Below are 17,115 nucleotides of genomic sequence, written 5' to 3'. Positions count from 1 at the left end.
CCCCAATCCCCAGTCCCCAATCACTTTTTAAAGATTAGAACAAGCTGTAATTTTGCTTGATGAAGACTTGGTGTAGATGCAAGAGTTTTAGGAGTGATGATTTACACCGTCACGTTTGATTTTGCTATCTTTATCAAGGTGCGACAAAATTGCTGATTTCCAACGTTGCAAGATAGCGCCAGATTTTTTATCAATAGTGAGAGTATCAACGGTTTGTTATGTCTTCAAATGAGGTAACTATGGCTCGATATCAAGAAACTACACAGACTGAAACTCTACACCTACCTTCAATTATCACATCCAAAGGCGTTGCTGCAACTGAGTTACGTCCTTGGGGTGCTTTTACAGTTTTGGAAGAAGGGCGCGGATACAAAATCAAGCGCATTGAAGTTAAGCCCGGACACCGCCTCAGTCTACAAATGCACCACCACCGCAGTGAACATTGGATTGTCGTATCTGGTACAGCTAAGGTAACTTGTGGCGAGAGAGAAGTACTACTGAGCAATAATGAGTCAACCTATGTACCCCAATGTACATCTCATCGTTTAGAGAATCCTGGTGTGATCCCCTTGGTGTTAATTGAAGTCCAAAATGGCGAATACTTGGGAGAAGATGATATTATTCGCTACCAAGATGACTATGCCCGTACCAAGGATTAAAGTTCTAATCTAAAAACTCAATATATTTTTGTTTGTGCAAACCGTCTTTGGGAACCATTGCACCCCAGAAGTCCCTACCTAGTTAAGGTGGGGACTGAACCGTGTTGTGCTATAAATGTAGTAATAGCGATCGCGCTCATAGCTTCGATAATTTGGAATTTTCAAGAAGCTAGGATTAACCCATCTGTCTGTAAAATGAAGATGGGGTCTTCAATTTCAAAAAACGAGTTCCATGATTCATCTGAGTCAAGCAGCCGCGAGTGAGATTGGGCGAATAAAGTCCAAGCAGCAGCCAAATTTCTTGTTTCGATTGGCAGTAAAACCAGGTGGTTGTTCCGGGTTATTTTATAATATGTCCTTCGATGAAGCAATAAAAGTTGGCGACCAGGTTTTCAACTTGGATAAGATTCAAGTAGTCATAGATGCCGCCAGCTTAAATTACCTCAACGGGTTGAGGGTGGATTATTCAGAAGACTTAATGGGTGGTGGTTTTCGCTTTCACAACCCCCAGGCGATCGCAACCTGTGGCTGTGGTAATTCATTCTCCACAACTAGTCAATAGTCCAAAATTTAGCGATTGTTTGCCAATAACAAAGGAAAAATGACCAACTAAATTAATGAAAAATTACAATTGACATAAACCCGTAAAAAACGATATAATTAGGATTTGTTAAAACTTAGACATATAAGCAGCTTTACGCGCTGTAACTCATGCCAACAATACAGCAGCTAATACGTAACGAGCGCGAACAAGCGCGTCAGAAAACCAAGTCCCCGGCTCTGAAACAATGCCCCCAACGTCGGGGAGTTTGTACCAGAGTATACACGACCACACCGAAAAAGCCTAACTCAGCTCTACGTAAAGTAGCAAGAGTCAGACTTACCTCTGGATTTGAAGTCACAGCTTATATTCCAGGTATTGGTCACAACTTACAAGAACACTCAGTTGTGATGATTCGTGGCGGTCGGGTTAAGGATCTACCAGGCGTGAGATACCACATTATCCGTGGCACCCTAGATACAGCCGGAGTCAAAGACCGCAAACAAGGTCGTTCCAAGTATGGAACCAAACGTCCTAAAGCAGCGAAAAAATAGGATTAGGCGGTTAATCGCATCCAACACGATTAATCGTCTACTTAAGAAGCGCTCAAGGACAAAAAAGAATCAGGGTCTGTGTTCTAAGAGCAGTTATGAAAGCTGCTCAAGTTTGTTTAAAAAATCAAGCAAACTACACCTACACTAAGCGAGCAAGTGTAGAAGTTATGAGGAGAACGCTGTAACCCACAGCATAATTCTAATCTGGACATTAAGGTTTAGAATGTTATCGCCTTGAGTATTTAGTTGCAGCTAGCAAGTCAATGAATTTTAGATTTTAAACTTCGACTACGCTCAGTCGAGCGATTTGCGGTTTTGGATTGGTCGAACCCAGAAGGGGATGAGGCTTACAGACTTTTGATTTTTTCCAATCCTTGTGGTCGGAACATCTACCAAAAACTCTAATCCCAAATTGGCAGTCAATAAGTCAGCCTTGCTGCAACAATCGAAAGCAAAATTGATAAAGTCTGAGGGTTGAGTTCCACAGCTTTGAGTTTCCGGTGTCTGATAGCATATAATTTCGTTGCCAATTCCGAATTAAAGGTGAAGTATGTCTCGTCGTGGTGTTATTCAAAGGCGCCCAGTTCCGTCTGACTCCGTATATAACAGTCGCCTTGTGAGCATGATTATCAGGCGGATCATGCGTCATGGCAAGAAATCACTTGCCGCACGGATTGTTTATGATGCATTAAAAACTATTGAAGAACGCACTGGTGCTGGTGCCTTGGAAACTTTTGAAAGAGCAGTGCGAAATGCCACGCCTTTAGTAGAAGTAAAAGCTCGGCGAGTTGGTGGAGCAACCTACCAAGTACCAATGGAAGTGCGTACAGAACGGGGTACTACCCTAGCGCTGCGTTGGTTAGTGCAATATTCCCGCTCAAGACCAGGCCGGACAATGGCAAGCAAACTGGCAAATGAATTAATGGATGCTGCCAACGAAACTGGCAATGCGATTCGGAAACGCGAAGAAACGCACCGGATGGCGGAAGCTAACAAAGCATTCGCACACTATCGTTACTAAGTAGAAAAGCGATATATCGCCCTCCAGAAGCGGTATATCGTAGATTTACAAAAAGAAGACGGTTTTCCGTAAAAGTATAGAATCTTAACAAAGAGTAATATACAAGATATCATGAGGCAAAAACTGTAGGAGGTAGCTGTGGCACGCACGATCCCGCTAGAGAAAGTACGCAACATTGGTATTGCGGCGCATATAGATGCGGGCAAAACAACAACAACAGAGAGAATATTATTTTACTCTGGAATAATTCATAAAATTGGCGAAGTTCATGAAGGAACTGCCGTCACAGACTGGATGGAGCAGGAGCGGGAGCGGGGAATTACCATTACTGCTGCTGCTATCAGTACCAGTTGGAAAGATCATCAAATAAACATTATCGATACTCCGGGTCACGTAGACTTCACAATTGAAGTTGAGCGTTCCATGCGCGTGTTAGATGGTGTAATCGCAGTATTTTGTTCTGTGGGCGGCGTGCAACCGCAGTCTGAGACAGTGTGGCGGCAAGCAGAACGCTACAAAGTTCCTCGGATAGCCTTTATCAACAAGATGGATCGCACCGGAGCGAACTTTTATAAAGTTCACGAGCAAATCCGCGATCGCCTGCGGGCGAATGCGATCGCCATTCAACTACCAATTGGTAGTGAAAATGACTTCCAAGGTATCGTTGACCTAGTAGGGCAACGTGCGTATATTTACGCTAATGACCAAGGTACTGATATCCAGGAAACCGATATCCCGGAAGAATTGCAAGCGCAGGTAGACGAATTCCGCACCAAGCTCATAGAAGCCGCAGCAGAAACCGATGATGCTTTGATGACTAAGTATTTCGATGGCGAAGAACTTACAGAAGAGGAAGTTCGGACTGCCCTGCGTAAAGGCACAATTGCGGGGACGATTGTACCAGTACTTTGCGGTTCAGCATTCAAAAACAAAGGCGTACAGCTGATGCTGGATGCCGTTGTAGATTACCTGCCAGCGCCAAGTGAAGTACCGCCAATTCAAGGCTTACTACCCAATGGCGATACTGTTGAGCGGCAAGCTGATGACAACGAACCCCTAGCAGCTCTGGCATTCAAGATTATGGCTGACCCTTACGGTCGCCTGACATTTGTTCGCGTTTATTCTGGTGTCCTGAAAAAAGGCAGCTACGTTCTCAACGCTAGTAAGAATAAAAAAGAACGGATTTCCCGCTTAGTTCTAATGAAGGCAGACGATCGGCAAGATGTCGATGAACTACGAGCGGGTGATTTAGGAGCAGCTCTTGGATTGAAAGACACCTTGACAGGTGACACGCTCTGTGATGATGGATCGCCAGTAATTCTGGAATCCCTATTCATTCCTGAGCCTGTGATCTCGGTGGCGGTTGAACCCAAAACCAAGAACGATATGGACAAGCTGTCCAAGGCTCTGCAATCTCTCTCAGAAGAAGACCCCACCTTCCGTGTCCGCGTCGATCCGGAAACAAACCAGACCGTAATCGCGGGAATGGGAGAGCTACACCTAGAAATTCTAGTAGACCGGATGTTACGAGAATTCAAGGTGGAAGCGAATGTAGGTGCGCCACAAGTAGCTTACCGAGAAACAATTCGGAAAGCTGTGAACAAAGTTGAGGGCAAATTCATCCGCCAAAGTGGTGGTAAAGGTCAATACGGTCACGTTGTGATCAATTTGGAGCCTGGAGAACCCGGTACTGGCTTTGAATTCGTTTCCAAAATTGCTGGCGGTACAGTACCTAAAGAGTACGTTGGCCCCGCAGAACAAGGGATGAAAGAAAGCTGCGAATCGGGTGTTCTAGCTGGATATCCGTTGATTGACGTTAAAGCGACGCTAATTGATGGGTCATACCACGATGTAGACTCTTCAGAAATGGCTTTCAAAATCGCTGGCTCAATGGCGATGAAAGAGGCTGTGCTGAAAGCTTCACCTGTCATCTTAGAGCCTATGATGAAAGTTGAAGTTGAAGTTCCTGAAGACTATATGGGGAACGTCATTGGCGACCTCAACACCCGCCGAGGGCAGATTGAAAGCCAAAGCACCGAAAAGGGACTCGCTAAGGTAACATCCAAAGTTCCACTGGCGAGCATGTTTGGCTACGCCACTGATATCCGGTCAAAAACGCAAGGTCGGGGTACCTTCACGATGGAGTTCAGCCACTACGAAGAGGTGCCTCGCAGCGTAGCTGAAACTATCATTGCAAAAAGCAAAGGGAACGCTTAGTTAAAATAAGGAAATGAGCATTCATGGCACGCGCAAAGTTTGAAAGGAATAAACCCCACATTAATATCGGTACAGTTGGCCACGTTGACCACGGTAAAACTACCTTGACAGCAGCCATCACCATGACCTTGGCAGCTATGGGTCAGGCTGTAGCTAAGGGCTACGACCAAATTGATAATGCCCCAGAAGAAAAGGCACGGGGTATTACCATCAATACCGCTCACGTAGAGTATGAAACTGCAAGTCGGCACTATGCTCACGTAGACTGTCCAGGACACGCTGACTATGTGAAGAACATGATCACCGGTGCTGCTCAGATGGACGGAGGTATCCTCGTAGTAGCTGCTACCGATGGGCCTATGCCCCAAACCCGCGAACACATTCTGTTGGCAAAACAGGTAGGCGTTCCCAGTCTGGTTGTCTTCTTGAACAAAGAAGATTTGATGGATGACCCAGAACTCTTGGAACTAGTAGAACTAGAACTGAGAGAACTGTTAAGCAGCTATGATTTCCCTGGTGACGATATCCCTATCGTCAAAGGCTCTGGTCTGCAAGCTCTGGAAGCAATGACCAAGAATCCTAAGACCCAACGCGGTGAAAATCCTTGGGTAGACAAAATCTACGAATTGATGGATGCTGTAGATTCTTACATCCCCACTCCTGAGCGGGATGTTGATAAACCCTTCCTGATGGCTGTAGAAGACGTGTTCTCAATTACAGGTCGTGGTACTGTCGCCACCGGTCGGATTGAGCGGGGTGTAGTCAAAGTTGGCGATAACGTTGAACTAGTAGGTATCAGAGATACTCGCGCCACTACCGTAACTGGTATTGAGATGTTCAAGAAGAGTCTCGACCAAGGTATGGCTGGGGATAACGCTGGCGTACTACTCCGGGGTATCCAGAAGGCTGATATTGAACGGGGTATGGTCATCGCCAAACCTGGTTCGATTAAACCTCACAATGAATTTGAAGGTGAGGTTTATGTCTTAACAGAAAAAGAAGGTGGTCGTAAGACTCCATTTTTCGCTGGCTACCGTCCCCAGTTCTACGTGCGGACAACTGATGTAACTGGTACCATCAAAGCCTACACCTCCGATGAAGGCAAAGAAGTAGAAATGGTAATGCCAGGCGATCGCATCAAGATGACAGTAGAATTGATCAACGCGATCGCTATTGAACAAGGAATGCGCTTCGCTATCCGCGAAGGTGGCCGCACCATCGGTGCTGGTGTGGTCTCCAAAATTATCAAGTAGCACCTTTTCGCTCATAACAAAGGAGCAGAGATGGTCTTTATTGTGCCTCTCTGCTCCTTTCTCTTCCTTTTTAATTAAAGGGAGTAGGGAATAGGAAGTTGGAAGAAGCCAAGCAATTTTGGCTGCCCTATCCGCCCATTCACCACTCCCCACTCCCCACTCACCACTTCCCTAATTACGCAGAACCTGGAAAATTAAAGATGGCAACTCTACAGCAGCAGAAAATTAGAATTCGCTTACAAGCTTTTGACCGACGCTTATTAGACACATCTTGCGAGAAGATTGTAGACACAGCTAACCGCACCAATGCTACAGCCGTAGGCCCAATTCCTTTACCAACAAAACGCCGGATCTATTGTGTGCTGCGATCGCCTCACGTAGATAAAGATTCACGGGAACACTTTGAAACCCGTACTCATCGCCGGATTATTGATATTTACCAGCCCTCTTCTAAAACTATTGATGCCCTGATGAAATTGGATCTACCATCGGGTGTAGATATCGAAGTCAAACTTTAATTTAGTCATTAGTCATTAGTCACTTGTACTGAGTGAACGCGAGTGCGTCTCCAAGAGTTGCCAAAGTATTGGTCATTAGCAAAGGACAAAGGACAAAGCACAAATGACATTAGTATGAATTTTTACATTGCCCTGAAGAAATATATCTCAGGGCTTTTATTTAGCTAGGAAACAAATGATAGAATGTAAACAAAGTACGGGAAAAGCAGAGAAAAAGAAATTTTAAAGATTAAGTTTATACCAAGGTAACAATGACATCATCTTCTAAAATTGCAGTTCGTGAACTACCTCTGTTCCCGTTACCCGAAGTAGTTCTGTTTCCTACCAGACCATTGCCTCTGCACATCTTTGAATTTCGCTACCGAATCATGATGAACACGATTTTGGAGAGCGATCGCAGGTTCGGTGTTTTGATGGTCGATCCTGTTAAAGGTACAATTGCAAACACTGGTTGCTGTGCGGAAATCGTTCATCACCAACGGCTGCCAGATGATCGCATCAAGATGTTGACTTTAGGGCAGCAAAGATTTCGGGTATTAGAGTATGTTCGTGAAAAGCCATACCGCGTTGGCTTAGTTGAGTGGATTGAAGACCAACCACCGGCTAAAGATTTGCGACCTTTATCAACTGAGGTAGAACAACTACTGCGAGATGTTGTGCGTCTATCAGCCAAATTAACCGAACAAAATATCGAACTGCCAGAAGATTTGCCTGACCTACCAACAGAGTTATCTTATTGGGTAGCGAGTAATCTTTATGGTGTAGCCGCAGAGCAGCAGTTATTGCTAGAAATGCAAGATACTGCAACTCGTCTTGAGCGGGAAGCAGAAATTTTAACCTCTACTCGGAATCACTTGGCAGCTCGCGCTGTTCTCAAAGACACATTTAATGAAAAGTGAGGAGTTAGGAGTAGAGACGCGATTAATCGCGTCTGTACAGGAGTTAGGAGTTAGGAATAAATAACAAAAAATAAAAGATTGGCAACTTATAATTTATATTTCCTACCTGATAACTAATAATTGATAACTCTTAAATCCTGTACAGACGCGATTAATCGCGTCTCTACTCTTAACTCCTAACTCCTAACTAATAACTCCTCACTTTTGACTTCTAACTTCTCAAGTAACAGCGCTGATCGGTAAAACATTGTAAGCGCCAAGAATTTTTAAAATTTCTGTGTGCATAGTTAATTCTGCCAAAGCAGATTGCATTTGTGCTTCATTAACATCCGCTTCTAAATCCATGAAAAACAAGTATTCGCCTAGTGATCGCTTCGTCGGACGAGATTCAATCCGGCTGAGGTTAATTTCTAGTTGAGCAAATATTTGCAAAGGTTTGAGTAATGCTCCAGGTGTGTTGGCAGGCATACTAAAAGCCAGCGATGTATGACTGGCGTGTGTTGTTGATGCCTGATATCCAGCGTTCACTTTACCCTGATGACTTACTACCCAAAAACGAGTAAAGTTTTCTGGATAGTCGTTGATGCCACTAGCAAGGATCGGCAGGTTGTAAAGTTGAGCTGCTCTACTAGAGGCGATCGCTGCTGTTGTTGTCTCTTGCTCCAATCGCTGTAGTGCTTCGGTTGTAGAATTGCTGGGAATAATCTGTACAGTCGAAAGAAAACGCTCTAACCATCCCTGACATTGTGCCAAAGCTTGCGGGTGAGAGTAAACAGTTTTAATTTTATCTAAGCTAGACGCGCAGGAAATTAACATATGGGCAATGGGTAATACCAAAGCCAACTGAATTCGCAAATTGTCTAACTGCCAAAGTGTATCCAGTGTTGTAGTAACACTCCCTTCAATAGAATTTTCCACTGGCACAACAGCCAACTGGGCTTGACCATCAGCAACGGCGTGCAGTGACTGGGAGATGGTGGGATAAGGACATAACGTAGCCTCAACTCCCGTACTTTTAGTTAACCAGTTGACATAAAAAACAGCTGCTTGTTCTGCATAAGTGCCGGGAGGCCCTAAATGTGCGATCAATAAAGTCATGCTTTTAGCCTTGAGTTGCAAGTTTAATCCGTAAACAGAGATTATGATATTTTGGTTTTGGCAAATATATCCAACATCTACTCTTACAAAACACTGTTATCTCTTAAATTTACGCACTAAACAAATAGACTGAAATATGTATTCAGTAAAACAAGTTATGGAAATCAGTACTTCTACCAGATAGATTTCCTGGTAGTTTTTTTTGCTAAATTCCTCTAGAGATTTAAAAGCAATTATATTGGTTTCTGACCAGAGAAAGATGCATATTATTGTTTTTGTGTCAATAATTAAATTAGAATCTATATTTCTTGAACTAAAGATAGTAATGAGCGTACCAACTTTTTGCTAGTGATGTATAGCTGATAAGCAACAATCATTTTTATCGTCAATGAATTTTGTACTTTTTTAATAATCAGATTTAATTTATTAAAAAATATTAAAATTAAGAAACAGATATTTTTATCCGCTCATGGCTACCCGGTTTACTGCCTCACAATCGGTTGAAATCGCTGTTCCAGAGCAGCCTATTCCCATTCAGCACTACTTGCGCCAGCCTCAACGTTTAGTTAAGGCATTGGCTGACACCAGTAGAATTGAGCAGCTTTCTGAGGAAGTATTTCGCTTGAAAATGCGTCCGTTAACTTTTATGTCATTGAGTATTCAACCTACTGTAGACATGAGAGTTTGGGCAGAATCAAATGGAATAATTTATTTGCGATCGCTAGGCTGTGAAATCCTGGGCTTCGAGTATATTAACCAGCGCTTTGCTCTCAATTTAAAAGGGCATCTGTCTCCCAAAGAGTTAAGCACTGGCACTCACCTGCAAGGAAGGGCTGATTTAGAAGTGCTGGTGGATTTGCCACCGCCATTTTCCTTCACTCCTAAGCCAATTTTAGAAACTACTGGCAATGCTTTGCTCAAAAGCGTGCTGTTGTCGGTTAAGCAACGGTTATTAAATCAACTTTTGGCGGATTATCGCTACTGGGTGATATCACAAACCAAAGATAGAGGACTTAGCGGTAACAGTACTGAATTGCCAATCCTGAATGCTGAGTAATTATTTAATCACTCAGCGTTCGGTAATTTGATTTGGCAAGGACGGAAAGACTGACGATGTAGGGGCGAGGGCCCGTATTGTTGCAGAGCCAGCAAATGCTGCTGGCTACCATAACCCTTGTTACACTCCAGGCTGTACATAGGGTATTTTAATGCTAAACGCAGTACCAGTTCGTCACGCCAAACCTTGGCAACAATACTAGCAGAGGCAATAGCGAGCGATCGCTCGTCCCCCTTAATTATTGTTTGTTGCGGCAATAGCAACTTTTTGATTGACTGATTACCATCAACCAGGCAGAGTGCAGGCTGTACCTTTAACTTCAGCACAGCCCGCTTCATTGCTAACAGCGTCGCTTGCAAAATATTTATCTTGTCAATTTCGGCAGTAGAAGCAAATCCAATTTTCCAGTCTATAGCCAGCCTACAAATCTGCTGCGCTAGCTGAGTTCTACGAGAACTAGATAACTTTTTACTGTCTTTGATTTTAGCTGCCATCAGTATTGGCAAAGCATGATCTGGTAGGATCACTGCTGCCGCCACCACAGGGCCAAATAAAGCGCCTCGCCCTACTTCATCCACACCTGCAACCAACCCTGGAATTCCTGACAAGGTAGAAAACTCCAGCCAATTGGATTGTTCCAAGGACGTTGGCGACGTTTCTACCATAAAGCAAATTAATTATCCTCGATCGCTGAGGAACGACGGCGGCGGCGACGGCTGGCAGTGGCGGCGCTGTTCGCATCGCTTTCATCTTCGTTGGCGGAAGCTTTCGCAGACAAGCTACCCGTTGGGCTAGCAGTCAACTCAGATGGTTCAGTTGTCTGTTCTATCAAAGGTTTCTGTTCTGGCTCAATAACTTTTGGTATTGGTATCTTGCTTGGGATAATTTCAGGTGTTGCTTTTTGGACAATAGTTGATTCTAAGGTTGATTCAGTTGGAGTGGTTGGCTGTTGACCAGGCTGAATCACGTTAATAATCACAGACTTGGGATTTTTACCCTCTTGCTCTAACTTCACCAAGGGAGATATTCCCATCAAAGCAAAGATATCCTGTTCCTGGAGGCTCATTTCTACAGTTCTAATTTCCGGTGGTTCTACCACTGGTTTGACTGGCTCTGCCTTGGTAATTTTAGTGCGATCTATAGTGCGATCTATAGTGCGATCTACTACAGTGCGCTCTACTCTTTCACTCCAACCTGGTTTACCAAGGGTGGGTGAGGGAATCTCTGGTGCAACTCCTAGTTCTGGTTCAATATCAAGGTCTAAGTCTGGTTCGTTGACAAAAGCCAGTGGATTGGCTACAACCCTAGGTTCATCTTTCCCGTTTAACCCATTGATGGCAATTCGACTGCGGCGAGTGCGGGTACGACGCTTATTATCATTAAGGTCTTGATAACTAGGATGATTGATCAGATTTAGGTTACCCGATTCTAGGTCGCCGTCAAATGCTTCTGAAAATCCATCATAGGTTTCTCGTGGTTCTGGGATGCGGGCAGATGGCTGACGCGGTTCTCGGTGAGGCAGGGATACAAAACGCTCACGCTCACGCTCTGGTGTTTCTGCTGGTATTGGTAATCGGTTTTCGATTTCTCCAGGTAGACGCACAGTATGTCCTAAACCGCCACAGGTGGGACAAGTTTCACCAAACAATTCGTAAATGTTTTGACCTTGGCGTTTGCGGGTAAGTTCTACTAAACCCAGTTCGGTTAATTGGGCAATCTGCGGACGAGCTTTGTCTGCTTTGAGTGCTTTATTAAAGTGTTCGAGAACTTGCAGTTGATCGCGTCGTGATTCCATATCAATAAAATCAACGACGATCACCCCGGCGATATTCCGCAGACGCAACTGGCGAGCAATTTCTGTTGCAGCTTCGCAGTTTGTCCACAACACTGTTTCTCTAGCTGTTGCCGATCGCGTGAAGGAACCTGAGTTAACATCAATTACGGTTAATGCCTCTGTCGGCTCAATGATGATATAGCCTCCAGAAGGTAGGTCTACTCTCGGTTTGAGGGCTTCTCGAATGGCGGCAGTGATGCGGAAGTACTCTAAAATGGGAGAGCGATCGCGATGATGGTCAATCAACAATCCTTGTGGTGTTTGACCTCCGCTCCAGTTCTGCAAGTACTGCTTTACGCGCTTCAAACCAGTACTGGAATCTACGACAATCCGATTTACATCCGCCCCGTACATATCCCGCAATACGCGCTGAATGAAGTCATCGTCTCGGTTGAGCAGTGCTGGGGCACGAGTGGAATGCGCTTCCTGTTGGATGGCCTCCCATTGCTTTTGCAGCAATTCCAAATCTTCCATAATCGCTTCTTCGGGTTTGCCTTCTGCTTCTGTACGCACAAGCAAACCCATTCCCGCCGGTTTGACCAAAATCGCTAGTGCCCGCAAGCGGTTGCGCTCACTTTCACTTTTAATTCGCCGGGATAAATTTACGCCTCTACCATAGGGCATCAGTACTACGTAGCGTCCGGGTAAGGTGATATTACCTGTAAGCCGAGGCCCTTTTGTTCCCGTTGGCTCTTTCATTACTTGCACCAAAACTTTCTGCTGTGGTGCTAATAGTTCTGTAATTGCCGCTGCGGTACGCTTTAGCTTCAATGGCCCTAAGTCGGTGACGTGAATAAAACCGTTGCGCTCTGGGTCGCCAATATTGACAAAAGCCGCATCTATCCCAGGCAATACGTTTTCTACTACCCCTAAGTAGATATCACCTATTTGGTGATGACCCGTAGCAACAACTAGTTCCTGTATTTGATCTTCAGAAAAGACAGCAGCAATTTGGTGCTGCTCCGCGATGATAATTTGTTTTGGCATTCAATTCCCTCAAAAATTGGCAGCACCAATAGGTCTGGAGGTTTGTTATACCTTTGTTGCCCCTGCAACCCTCAAAAGGCGCTACTGATAATAAAAATCGCAAACCTGGTCTTCTAAGTTAAATAGCTATTGGCGCTCTTAAGAGCTTTTTCACGGCGGATTATTCCAGAACGGCTGTATGTTCAAGCAATTAAATCAACCGTCCGTGGTTGATTTGTGATGCAATACCCTCAATAAAGAGAGTTCTGAGTTGAAAGTTCTGAATCCTGAGTGAGTTTTTAACTCAGGAAGCTTCATTTGAGAGTAACCTATTGATGTCGTTAAGAAAAAGAAACTATTTCTATTTTCCATTCCCCGGATTTATCCTTAGGGTTATACTCAGCAACGCCAGCCGCTACCCTACTTTAAGCCGCGCTTTGCGCCTCTGTGAACGTCTGCAAATTCGGTCTAACCGATGGCAGTTGTTTAACCTACGGGAACGTCAAAGGCGAACAAGTCTAGAAAAGTAGCTCACTAGCTCTTTGGCACTACTGTGGATTAAACATTCAGCAGCTGTTTAAAAAGCATGGATTTAGAGAAGCTAACCGAGCCTGCTGTTAGTTACTGATTCACAAGGTAGCTATAGAGAGAGTGTGTGTTCTTTAATCTGCCTCAGTTTGTCTGGGATAAAATCCTAGAAGTTGCACTCTAATATCTTTGCTTTCGCCCCCTGAACACCAGGGTAGTGAACCAGCTAATTCAATGCAGCGCCAGAAAATTTCTCTTCACCCCATTCTAACGCAAGCTTGCTAAAAATCAATTCCAACGATATAGCCACGTTAGGACAACTACTAGCAAGCTGCCCTACAGGGATTATACCCCTAAAATTAGCCGATTACGGTGGATGTGCAGGAGTTGGAATTCTCCACTAGCCACCATCCCTAGCATAAACAGGATTTGTTCAGGACGCAATAGAAAACCATCTTGGCGATAGCTACCTACATAACGGATAACAGATATAGATTCTGCAATTCCTTTGTGGGTTTCTACTAATTCCAGTTCAAACAAGCGATCGCGCAGATTTATTAACTGGCTCTTGCCTGACTTTGTTGTATGCTCGTACCATAGCTCGTCTTTTGCTTTGATGGTATCAATCCATTCTTGCCATTGTATAGGTGTTAATTCTTCAAGTGCTGCTACGGTAATTAAATATTCTGCGGTTTCTAGCAGTTGAGTCGCTGCCGGAGTTTTTAAATCTATCTGCTCCACATTATATATAGGTATGTCTGTGGGCATTTCCCGAACCAACTGTTCTCGAAAAGCATCAACTGCCACTGGTAGAGTTAACTCAAAATCCGCAATTTCACCACTACTAGTAGCCCCTAAAGCCAAAGCAGTTGCTACAGAAATTCGCGGCATTGGATGAAATCCACCAGTGAAAGCGATTGGTAAGCCTGCTCGCCGCACAACTCGGTCAAACAAACGGATTAAATCCAGGTGGCTTACTAAAGCCATATTACCCTGTTTCCCAAACCAAACTCGCAGTCTTTGTACCTTAGTTGTGTTGGGAACAAACTCGCCAGTGAACTTCGGGATAGCAGGTGATTCAATCACGACGTTATGGCCAAAGTCGGTTCCACATACGCCACAGTGAGAACAACCTTCAAAAGAGCAATCGGGTACAATTGCAGCTTCTAAGGCGCGTTGCAAATCTTCTTTAAGCCACTTTTTGTCAATTCCGGTATCAATATGATCCCAAGGGAGGGGAGTATCGAGGGAGTGGGTACAGACGCGATTAATCGCGTCTGTACGGAGTGGGGAGTTAGGAGTTAGAAGTTGGGCATTTTCTGTATCTCCCGATCTCTTCTGATCTTGTGCGTGAAACAAATTCCATTCGCCATTTTCTACTTGGCGGTATTTCCAGTCTAGAGCGGCTTGAGCGATCGCAGACCCCCAAGCGCTAAAAGCCTGATCTAAATTTTCATACCAGGAATCCATCCCTGCACCCAATTCCCAGGCACGGCGGACTACTTTGCTCAAATTGCGATCGCCTCGTCCCACAAAGTCCTCCATTGCCGAAATGCGGACATCGGTAAAATTTACCTTCACTCCCTTTATCCGGCGGAATTCTTGCCGCAACAGGTTTTGTTTGCGCTTAAATTCAGTGGTAGAAACTGAGTGCCATTGGAATGGCGTATGGGGCTTCGGCGTAAAGTTAGAAATCGTCAGATTAAAGTTTAGGGGTTTTCTGTCCTTGCCCCGACATTCTCGCTGTAGCCAGCTTACTGTCTCGGCAATGCCCAGAACATCAGCATCCGTCTCACCCGGTAAGCCAATCATAAAATACAATTTGATTTTATCCCAGCCTTGCTCCCAAGCGGTTTTCACCCCCCGCAACAATTCTTCATTAGTCAAACCCTTATTCACGATGTCTCGCATCCGCTGAGTTCCAGCTTCTGGAGCAAAAGTCAGTCCACCTTGCCGCGTACCTCCAAGGATATTGGCAATATTTTCATCAAATCTGTCTACCCGTTGGCTTGGTAGGGTCAGAGAAATATTTTCATTTTTTAAGCGATTTTTGATTTCCATCCCCACTGCTGGTAGGGACAAATAATCAGAACAACTCAGAGATAATAGGGAAAACTCATTGTAACCAGTTGCCCGCATCCCTTGTTCAATTGCATCTACAACCTTATCGGGTTCTACATCCCGTGCTGGTCGAGTTAACATTCCTGGTTGACAGAACCGACAGCCACGAGTGCAACCACGCCTAATCTCAATGGTCAAGCGGTCATGCACCGTTTCCACGTAGGGAACTAACCCAATGGAATATGCGGGTATGGGAGTTGCAACCCGTCGCAGAATTCGTTTTGGTACGTCTAGGCGACGAGAATGAACTGAGCCATCCTCTGCCATATCGTAAAACTGAGGGACATATACACCTGGTATCTGTGCTAAGTCCAGTAACAGATGTTCCCGACTCAATCCTGCTTGTTTACCTTCTTCCAATACCAAACCAATTTCTGGCAGCAATTCTTCTCCATCTCCAAGGGCGATAAAGTCGAAGAAGTCGGCATAAGGTTCAGGATTAGATGTTGCTGTTTGCCCACCAGCAAAAATCAATGGAAACTGGGACTGGAGATTCGTAAATTCTCCTCCTGCAACGCCAGCTTTTTGCCGTTCTCGCCACGTCAAGGGAATTCCAGCCAAATCCAACATTTCTAAGATATTAGTTGCACCCAGTTCGTAACTGAGGCTAAAACCTAAAATGTCGAATTCTGTGAGCGATCGCTTTGATTCTACAGCAAACAACGGCGTATTAGTTTCGCGTAGTTTGGCTGCCAGGTCTTTTCCTGGGAGGTAGGCGCGATCGCACAATTGACGCGGTTGGGCATTCAGGATGTTATAGAGAATGATGTGCCCTAAATTGGATGCACCGACTTCATATACTTCTGGATAAGTTAATACCCAGCGTATTTCTGCCGTATCCCAAGCTTTGTGTACTGCTAAACGCTCATTACCCAGGTAACGTCCTGGTTTTAAAATATCCGATGTTATTAATTTTTCAACTGCAACAGCCACTGTGCTATCTTCTAGCTACCTTAATTACAGCTACTCAAACCCAACCTTAGCATTGAATTAGGTCTTATAACATAGTTTATTGTTGCAACTTATAACTCCTTTACATAAAGTCCACTTCCTACCCGAACCTTTGTGCTTTTACATAAAGTTATGTTGCAGCCAACTTAACTTCACCATCCAATATTTCAAACACCCTATCGAGTTGCGTTAGTTCAAAAATAATTCTAATTGACGGAGCAACAGCGCAAAGTTGGAAACCTCTTCCTAAACTAAGAGCCAGCTTGTGTATAGATAACAATGCCATCAACCCCGCGCTGTCTAACGATTCTACTGCTGCGAGGTCTACTACCAAGATAGAAATATCATTTTGTGCTAACGCTGTGGTCATATCTCGTTCAAATTCCAAGGCGTTTGTAGCATTCAAAAAGCCTTGGGGGCGAATAACTGCAATCTTCGGATAGTTAAGCACTGCCTGCATAGTTACATCCTATTGAGAATTATTAAAGCGTCAAGCTAAGAGTTATTTGAACATAAACTCTATTTTGTTGCATCGACCATATGTCTTAGTTCTCTTTGCTGAATCTTTATTGCTTTAGCATCTCTGTTTAAAGATTGTCAGAATTTCGGGTAAAAATGTGTTTATATATACTTTTTTTTTATGCTAGTTCAAAAACAATCAACTATAGACAGCCGTAGAAACGACAAATCATCAGTAAGTATGGTAGAGAAAACTTGCTTAGTCTATAACTAAAGCTAATTTAGCCAAGTCTTAACAGTAAGTTAAATTCCTCACTTTAGCGTTGCTGATGGCATACGACATCCTCATAGCGAATTATTTCTTTAACTAATTAAAATGTGATCTATGTGACTATTAGACCACTATTTGTGCTTAGATAAATCGGGAATAATTAGTATC

General features: G+C 44.2%; 14 protein-coding genes. 9 read left to right on the top strand and 5 right to left on the bottom strand.

Annotation, left to right across the window (positions count from 1 at the left end; all coding sequences use genetic code 11):
• Positions 1-239: 239 nt before the first annotated feature.
• The 8 genes from ACFFAP_RS24570 to ACFFAP_RS24535 all read left to right on the top strand — a co-directional run bounded on the left by ACFFAP_RS24570 (position 240) and on the right by ACFFAP_RS24535 (position 7,662).
• The gene (locus tag ACFFAP_RS24570) at positions 240-659 is read left to right on the top strand and encodes a cupin domain-containing protein (RefSeq protein WP_375513667.1); all 420 of its coding nucleotides are present in this window, start codon (positions 240-242) and stop codon (positions 657-659) included.
• A 232-nt stretch (positions 660-891) separates the two neighbouring features.
• Positions 892-1,221, top strand: a complete 330-nt coding sequence (locus tag ACFFAP_RS24565) for a HesB/IscA family protein (RefSeq protein WP_375513666.1) — start codon at positions 892-894, stop codon at positions 1,219-1,221.
• Between the two features lie 149 nt (positions 1,222-1,370).
• The gene (rpsL, locus tag ACFFAP_RS24560; RefSeq protein WP_045868172.1) at positions 1,371-1,754 is read left to right on the top strand and encodes a 30S ribosomal protein S12; all 384 of its coding nucleotides are present in this window, start codon (positions 1,371-1,373) and stop codon (positions 1,752-1,754) included.
• 550 nt (positions 1,755-2,304) lie between these two features.
• The gene (gene rpsG, locus ACFFAP_RS24555; RefSeq protein WP_069070112.1) at positions 2,305-2,775 is read left to right on the top strand and encodes a 30S ribosomal protein S7; all 471 of its coding nucleotides are present in this window, start codon (positions 2,305-2,307) and stop codon (positions 2,773-2,775) included.
• A 138-nt stretch (positions 2,776-2,913) separates the two neighbouring features.
• The gene (gene fusA, locus ACFFAP_RS24550; protein ID WP_375513665.1) at positions 2,914-4,992 is read left to right on the top strand and encodes an elongation factor G; all 2,079 of its coding nucleotides are present in this window, start codon (positions 2,914-2,916) and stop codon (positions 4,990-4,992) included.
• 23 nt (positions 4,993-5,015) lie between these two features.
• On the top strand, positions 5,016-6,245 hold the full coding sequence (tuf, locus tag ACFFAP_RS24545) for an elongation factor Tu (protein WP_229492487.1): 1,230 nt from the start codon (positions 5,016-5,018) through the stop codon (positions 6,243-6,245).
• Between the two features lie 200 nt (positions 6,246-6,445).
• Positions 6,446-6,763 carry a 30S ribosomal protein S10 gene (gene rpsJ, locus ACFFAP_RS24540; protein WP_017320518.1) on the top strand — a complete coding sequence of 106 codons (318 nt, stop codon included), beginning with the start codon at positions 6,446-6,448 and terminating at the stop codon, positions 6,761-6,763.
• 251 nt (positions 6,764-7,014) lie between these two features.
• On the top strand, positions 7,015-7,662 hold the full coding sequence (locus ACFFAP_RS24535; protein WP_375513664.1) for an LON peptidase substrate-binding domain-containing protein: 648 nt from the start codon (positions 7,015-7,017) through the stop codon (positions 7,660-7,662).
• Between the two features lie 219 nt (positions 7,663-7,881).
• Here the strand turns inward: ACFFAP_RS24535 and pheA are convergent, their stop codons facing one another.
• On the bottom strand, positions 7,882-8,760 hold the full coding sequence (pheA, locus tag ACFFAP_RS24530; RefSeq protein ID WP_375513663.1) for a prephenate dehydratase: 879 nt from the start codon (positions 8,758-8,760) through the stop codon (positions 7,882-7,884).
• Between the two features lie 469 nt (positions 8,761-9,229).
• Here pheA and ACFFAP_RS24525 point away from each other — a divergent pair, with 469 nt between their 5' ends.
• Positions 9,230-9,817 (top strand): DUF1997 domain-containing protein, encoded by a 588-nt coding sequence (locus ACFFAP_RS24525; protein ID WP_375513662.1) that lies wholly within the window; start codon positions 9,230-9,232, stop codon positions 9,815-9,817.
• Positions 9,818-9,825: 8 nt separating this feature from the next.
• Here the strand turns inward: ACFFAP_RS24525 and ACFFAP_RS24520 are convergent, their stop codons facing one another.
• The 4 genes from ACFFAP_RS24520 to ACFFAP_RS24505 form a co-directional block, all read right to left on the bottom strand.
• Positions 9,826-10,482, bottom strand: a complete 657-nt coding sequence (locus tag ACFFAP_RS24520; RefSeq protein ID WP_375513661.1) for a ribonuclease HII — start codon at positions 10,480-10,482, stop codon at positions 9,826-9,828.
• 8 nt (positions 10,483-10,490) lie between these two features.
• The gene (locus ACFFAP_RS24515; protein WP_375513660.1) at positions 10,491-12,638 is read right to left on the bottom strand and encodes a ribonuclease E/G; all 2,148 of its coding nucleotides are present in this window, start codon (positions 12,636-12,638) and stop codon (positions 10,491-10,493) included.
• Positions 12,639-13,490: 852 nt separating this feature from the next.
• Positions 13,491-16,199, bottom strand: coding sequence for a TIGR03960 family B12-binding radical SAM protein (locus ACFFAP_RS24510; protein ID WP_375513659.1), 2,709 nt, complete (start codon positions 16,197-16,199; stop codon positions 13,491-13,493).
• A 148-nt stretch (positions 16,200-16,347) separates the two neighbouring features.
• Positions 16,348-16,677, bottom strand: a complete 330-nt coding sequence (locus ACFFAP_RS24505; RefSeq protein ID WP_375513658.1) for an STAS domain-containing protein — start codon at positions 16,675-16,677, stop codon at positions 16,348-16,350.
• Positions 16,678-17,115 lie beyond the last annotated feature (438 nt).

The organism is uncultured Nostoc sp. (assembly GCF_964245575.1).
In the GTDB taxonomy this organism is placed as follows: domain Bacteria; phylum Cyanobacteriota; class Cyanobacteriia; order Cyanobacteriales; family Nostocaceae; genus Nostoc.
This window is presented reverse-complemented; position numbering and strand designations above follow the sequence as displayed.

What these genes read in the sequence shown, in the direction of transcription:
- ACFFAP_RS24570 (WP_375513667.1), top strand. Translation starts at nt 240, where the DNA reads ATGGCTCGATATCAAGAAACTACACAGACTGAAACTCTACACCTACCT.
- ACFFAP_RS24565 (WP_375513666.1), top strand. Translation starts at nt 892, where the DNA reads ATGATTCATCTGAGTCAAGCAGCCGCGAGTGAGATTGGGCGAATAAAG.
- rpsL (WP_045868172.1), top strand. Translation starts at nt 1,371, where the DNA reads ATGCCAACAATACAGCAGCTAATACGTAACGAGCGCGAACAAGCGCGT.
- rpsG (WP_069070112.1), top strand. Translation starts at nt 2,305, where the DNA reads ATGTCTCGTCGTGGTGTTATTCAAAGGCGCCCAGTTCCGTCTGACTCC.
- tuf (WP_229492487.1), top strand. Translation starts at nt 5,016, where the DNA reads ATGGCACGCGCAAAGTTTGAAAGGAATAAACCCCACATTAATATCGGT.
- rpsJ (WP_017320518.1), top strand. Translation starts at nt 6,446, where the DNA reads ATGGCAACTCTACAGCAGCAGAAAATTAGAATTCGCTTACAAGCTTTT.
- ACFFAP_RS24535 (WP_375513664.1), top strand. Translation starts at nt 7,015, where the DNA reads ATGACATCATCTTCTAAAATTGCAGTTCGTGAACTACCTCTGTTCCCG.
- pheA (WP_375513663.1), bottom strand. Translation starts at nt 8,760, where the DNA reads ATGACTTTATTGATCGCACATTTAGGGCCTCCCGGCACTTATGCAGAA.
- ACFFAP_RS24525 (WP_375513662.1), top strand. Translation starts at nt 9,230, where the DNA reads ATGGCTACCCGGTTTACTGCCTCACAATCGGTTGAAATCGCTGTTCCA.
- ACFFAP_RS24520 (WP_375513661.1), bottom strand. Translation starts at nt 10,482, where the DNA reads ATGGTAGAAACGTCGCCAACGTCCTTGGAACAATCCAATTGGCTGGAG.
- ACFFAP_RS24515 (WP_375513660.1), bottom strand. Translation starts at nt 12,638, where the DNA reads ATGCCAAAACAAATTATCATCGCGGAGCAGCACCAAATTGCTGCTGTC.
- ACFFAP_RS24505 (WP_375513658.1), bottom strand. Translation starts at nt 16,677, where the DNA reads ATGCAGGCAGTGCTTAACTATCCGAAGATTGCAGTTATTCGCCCCCAA.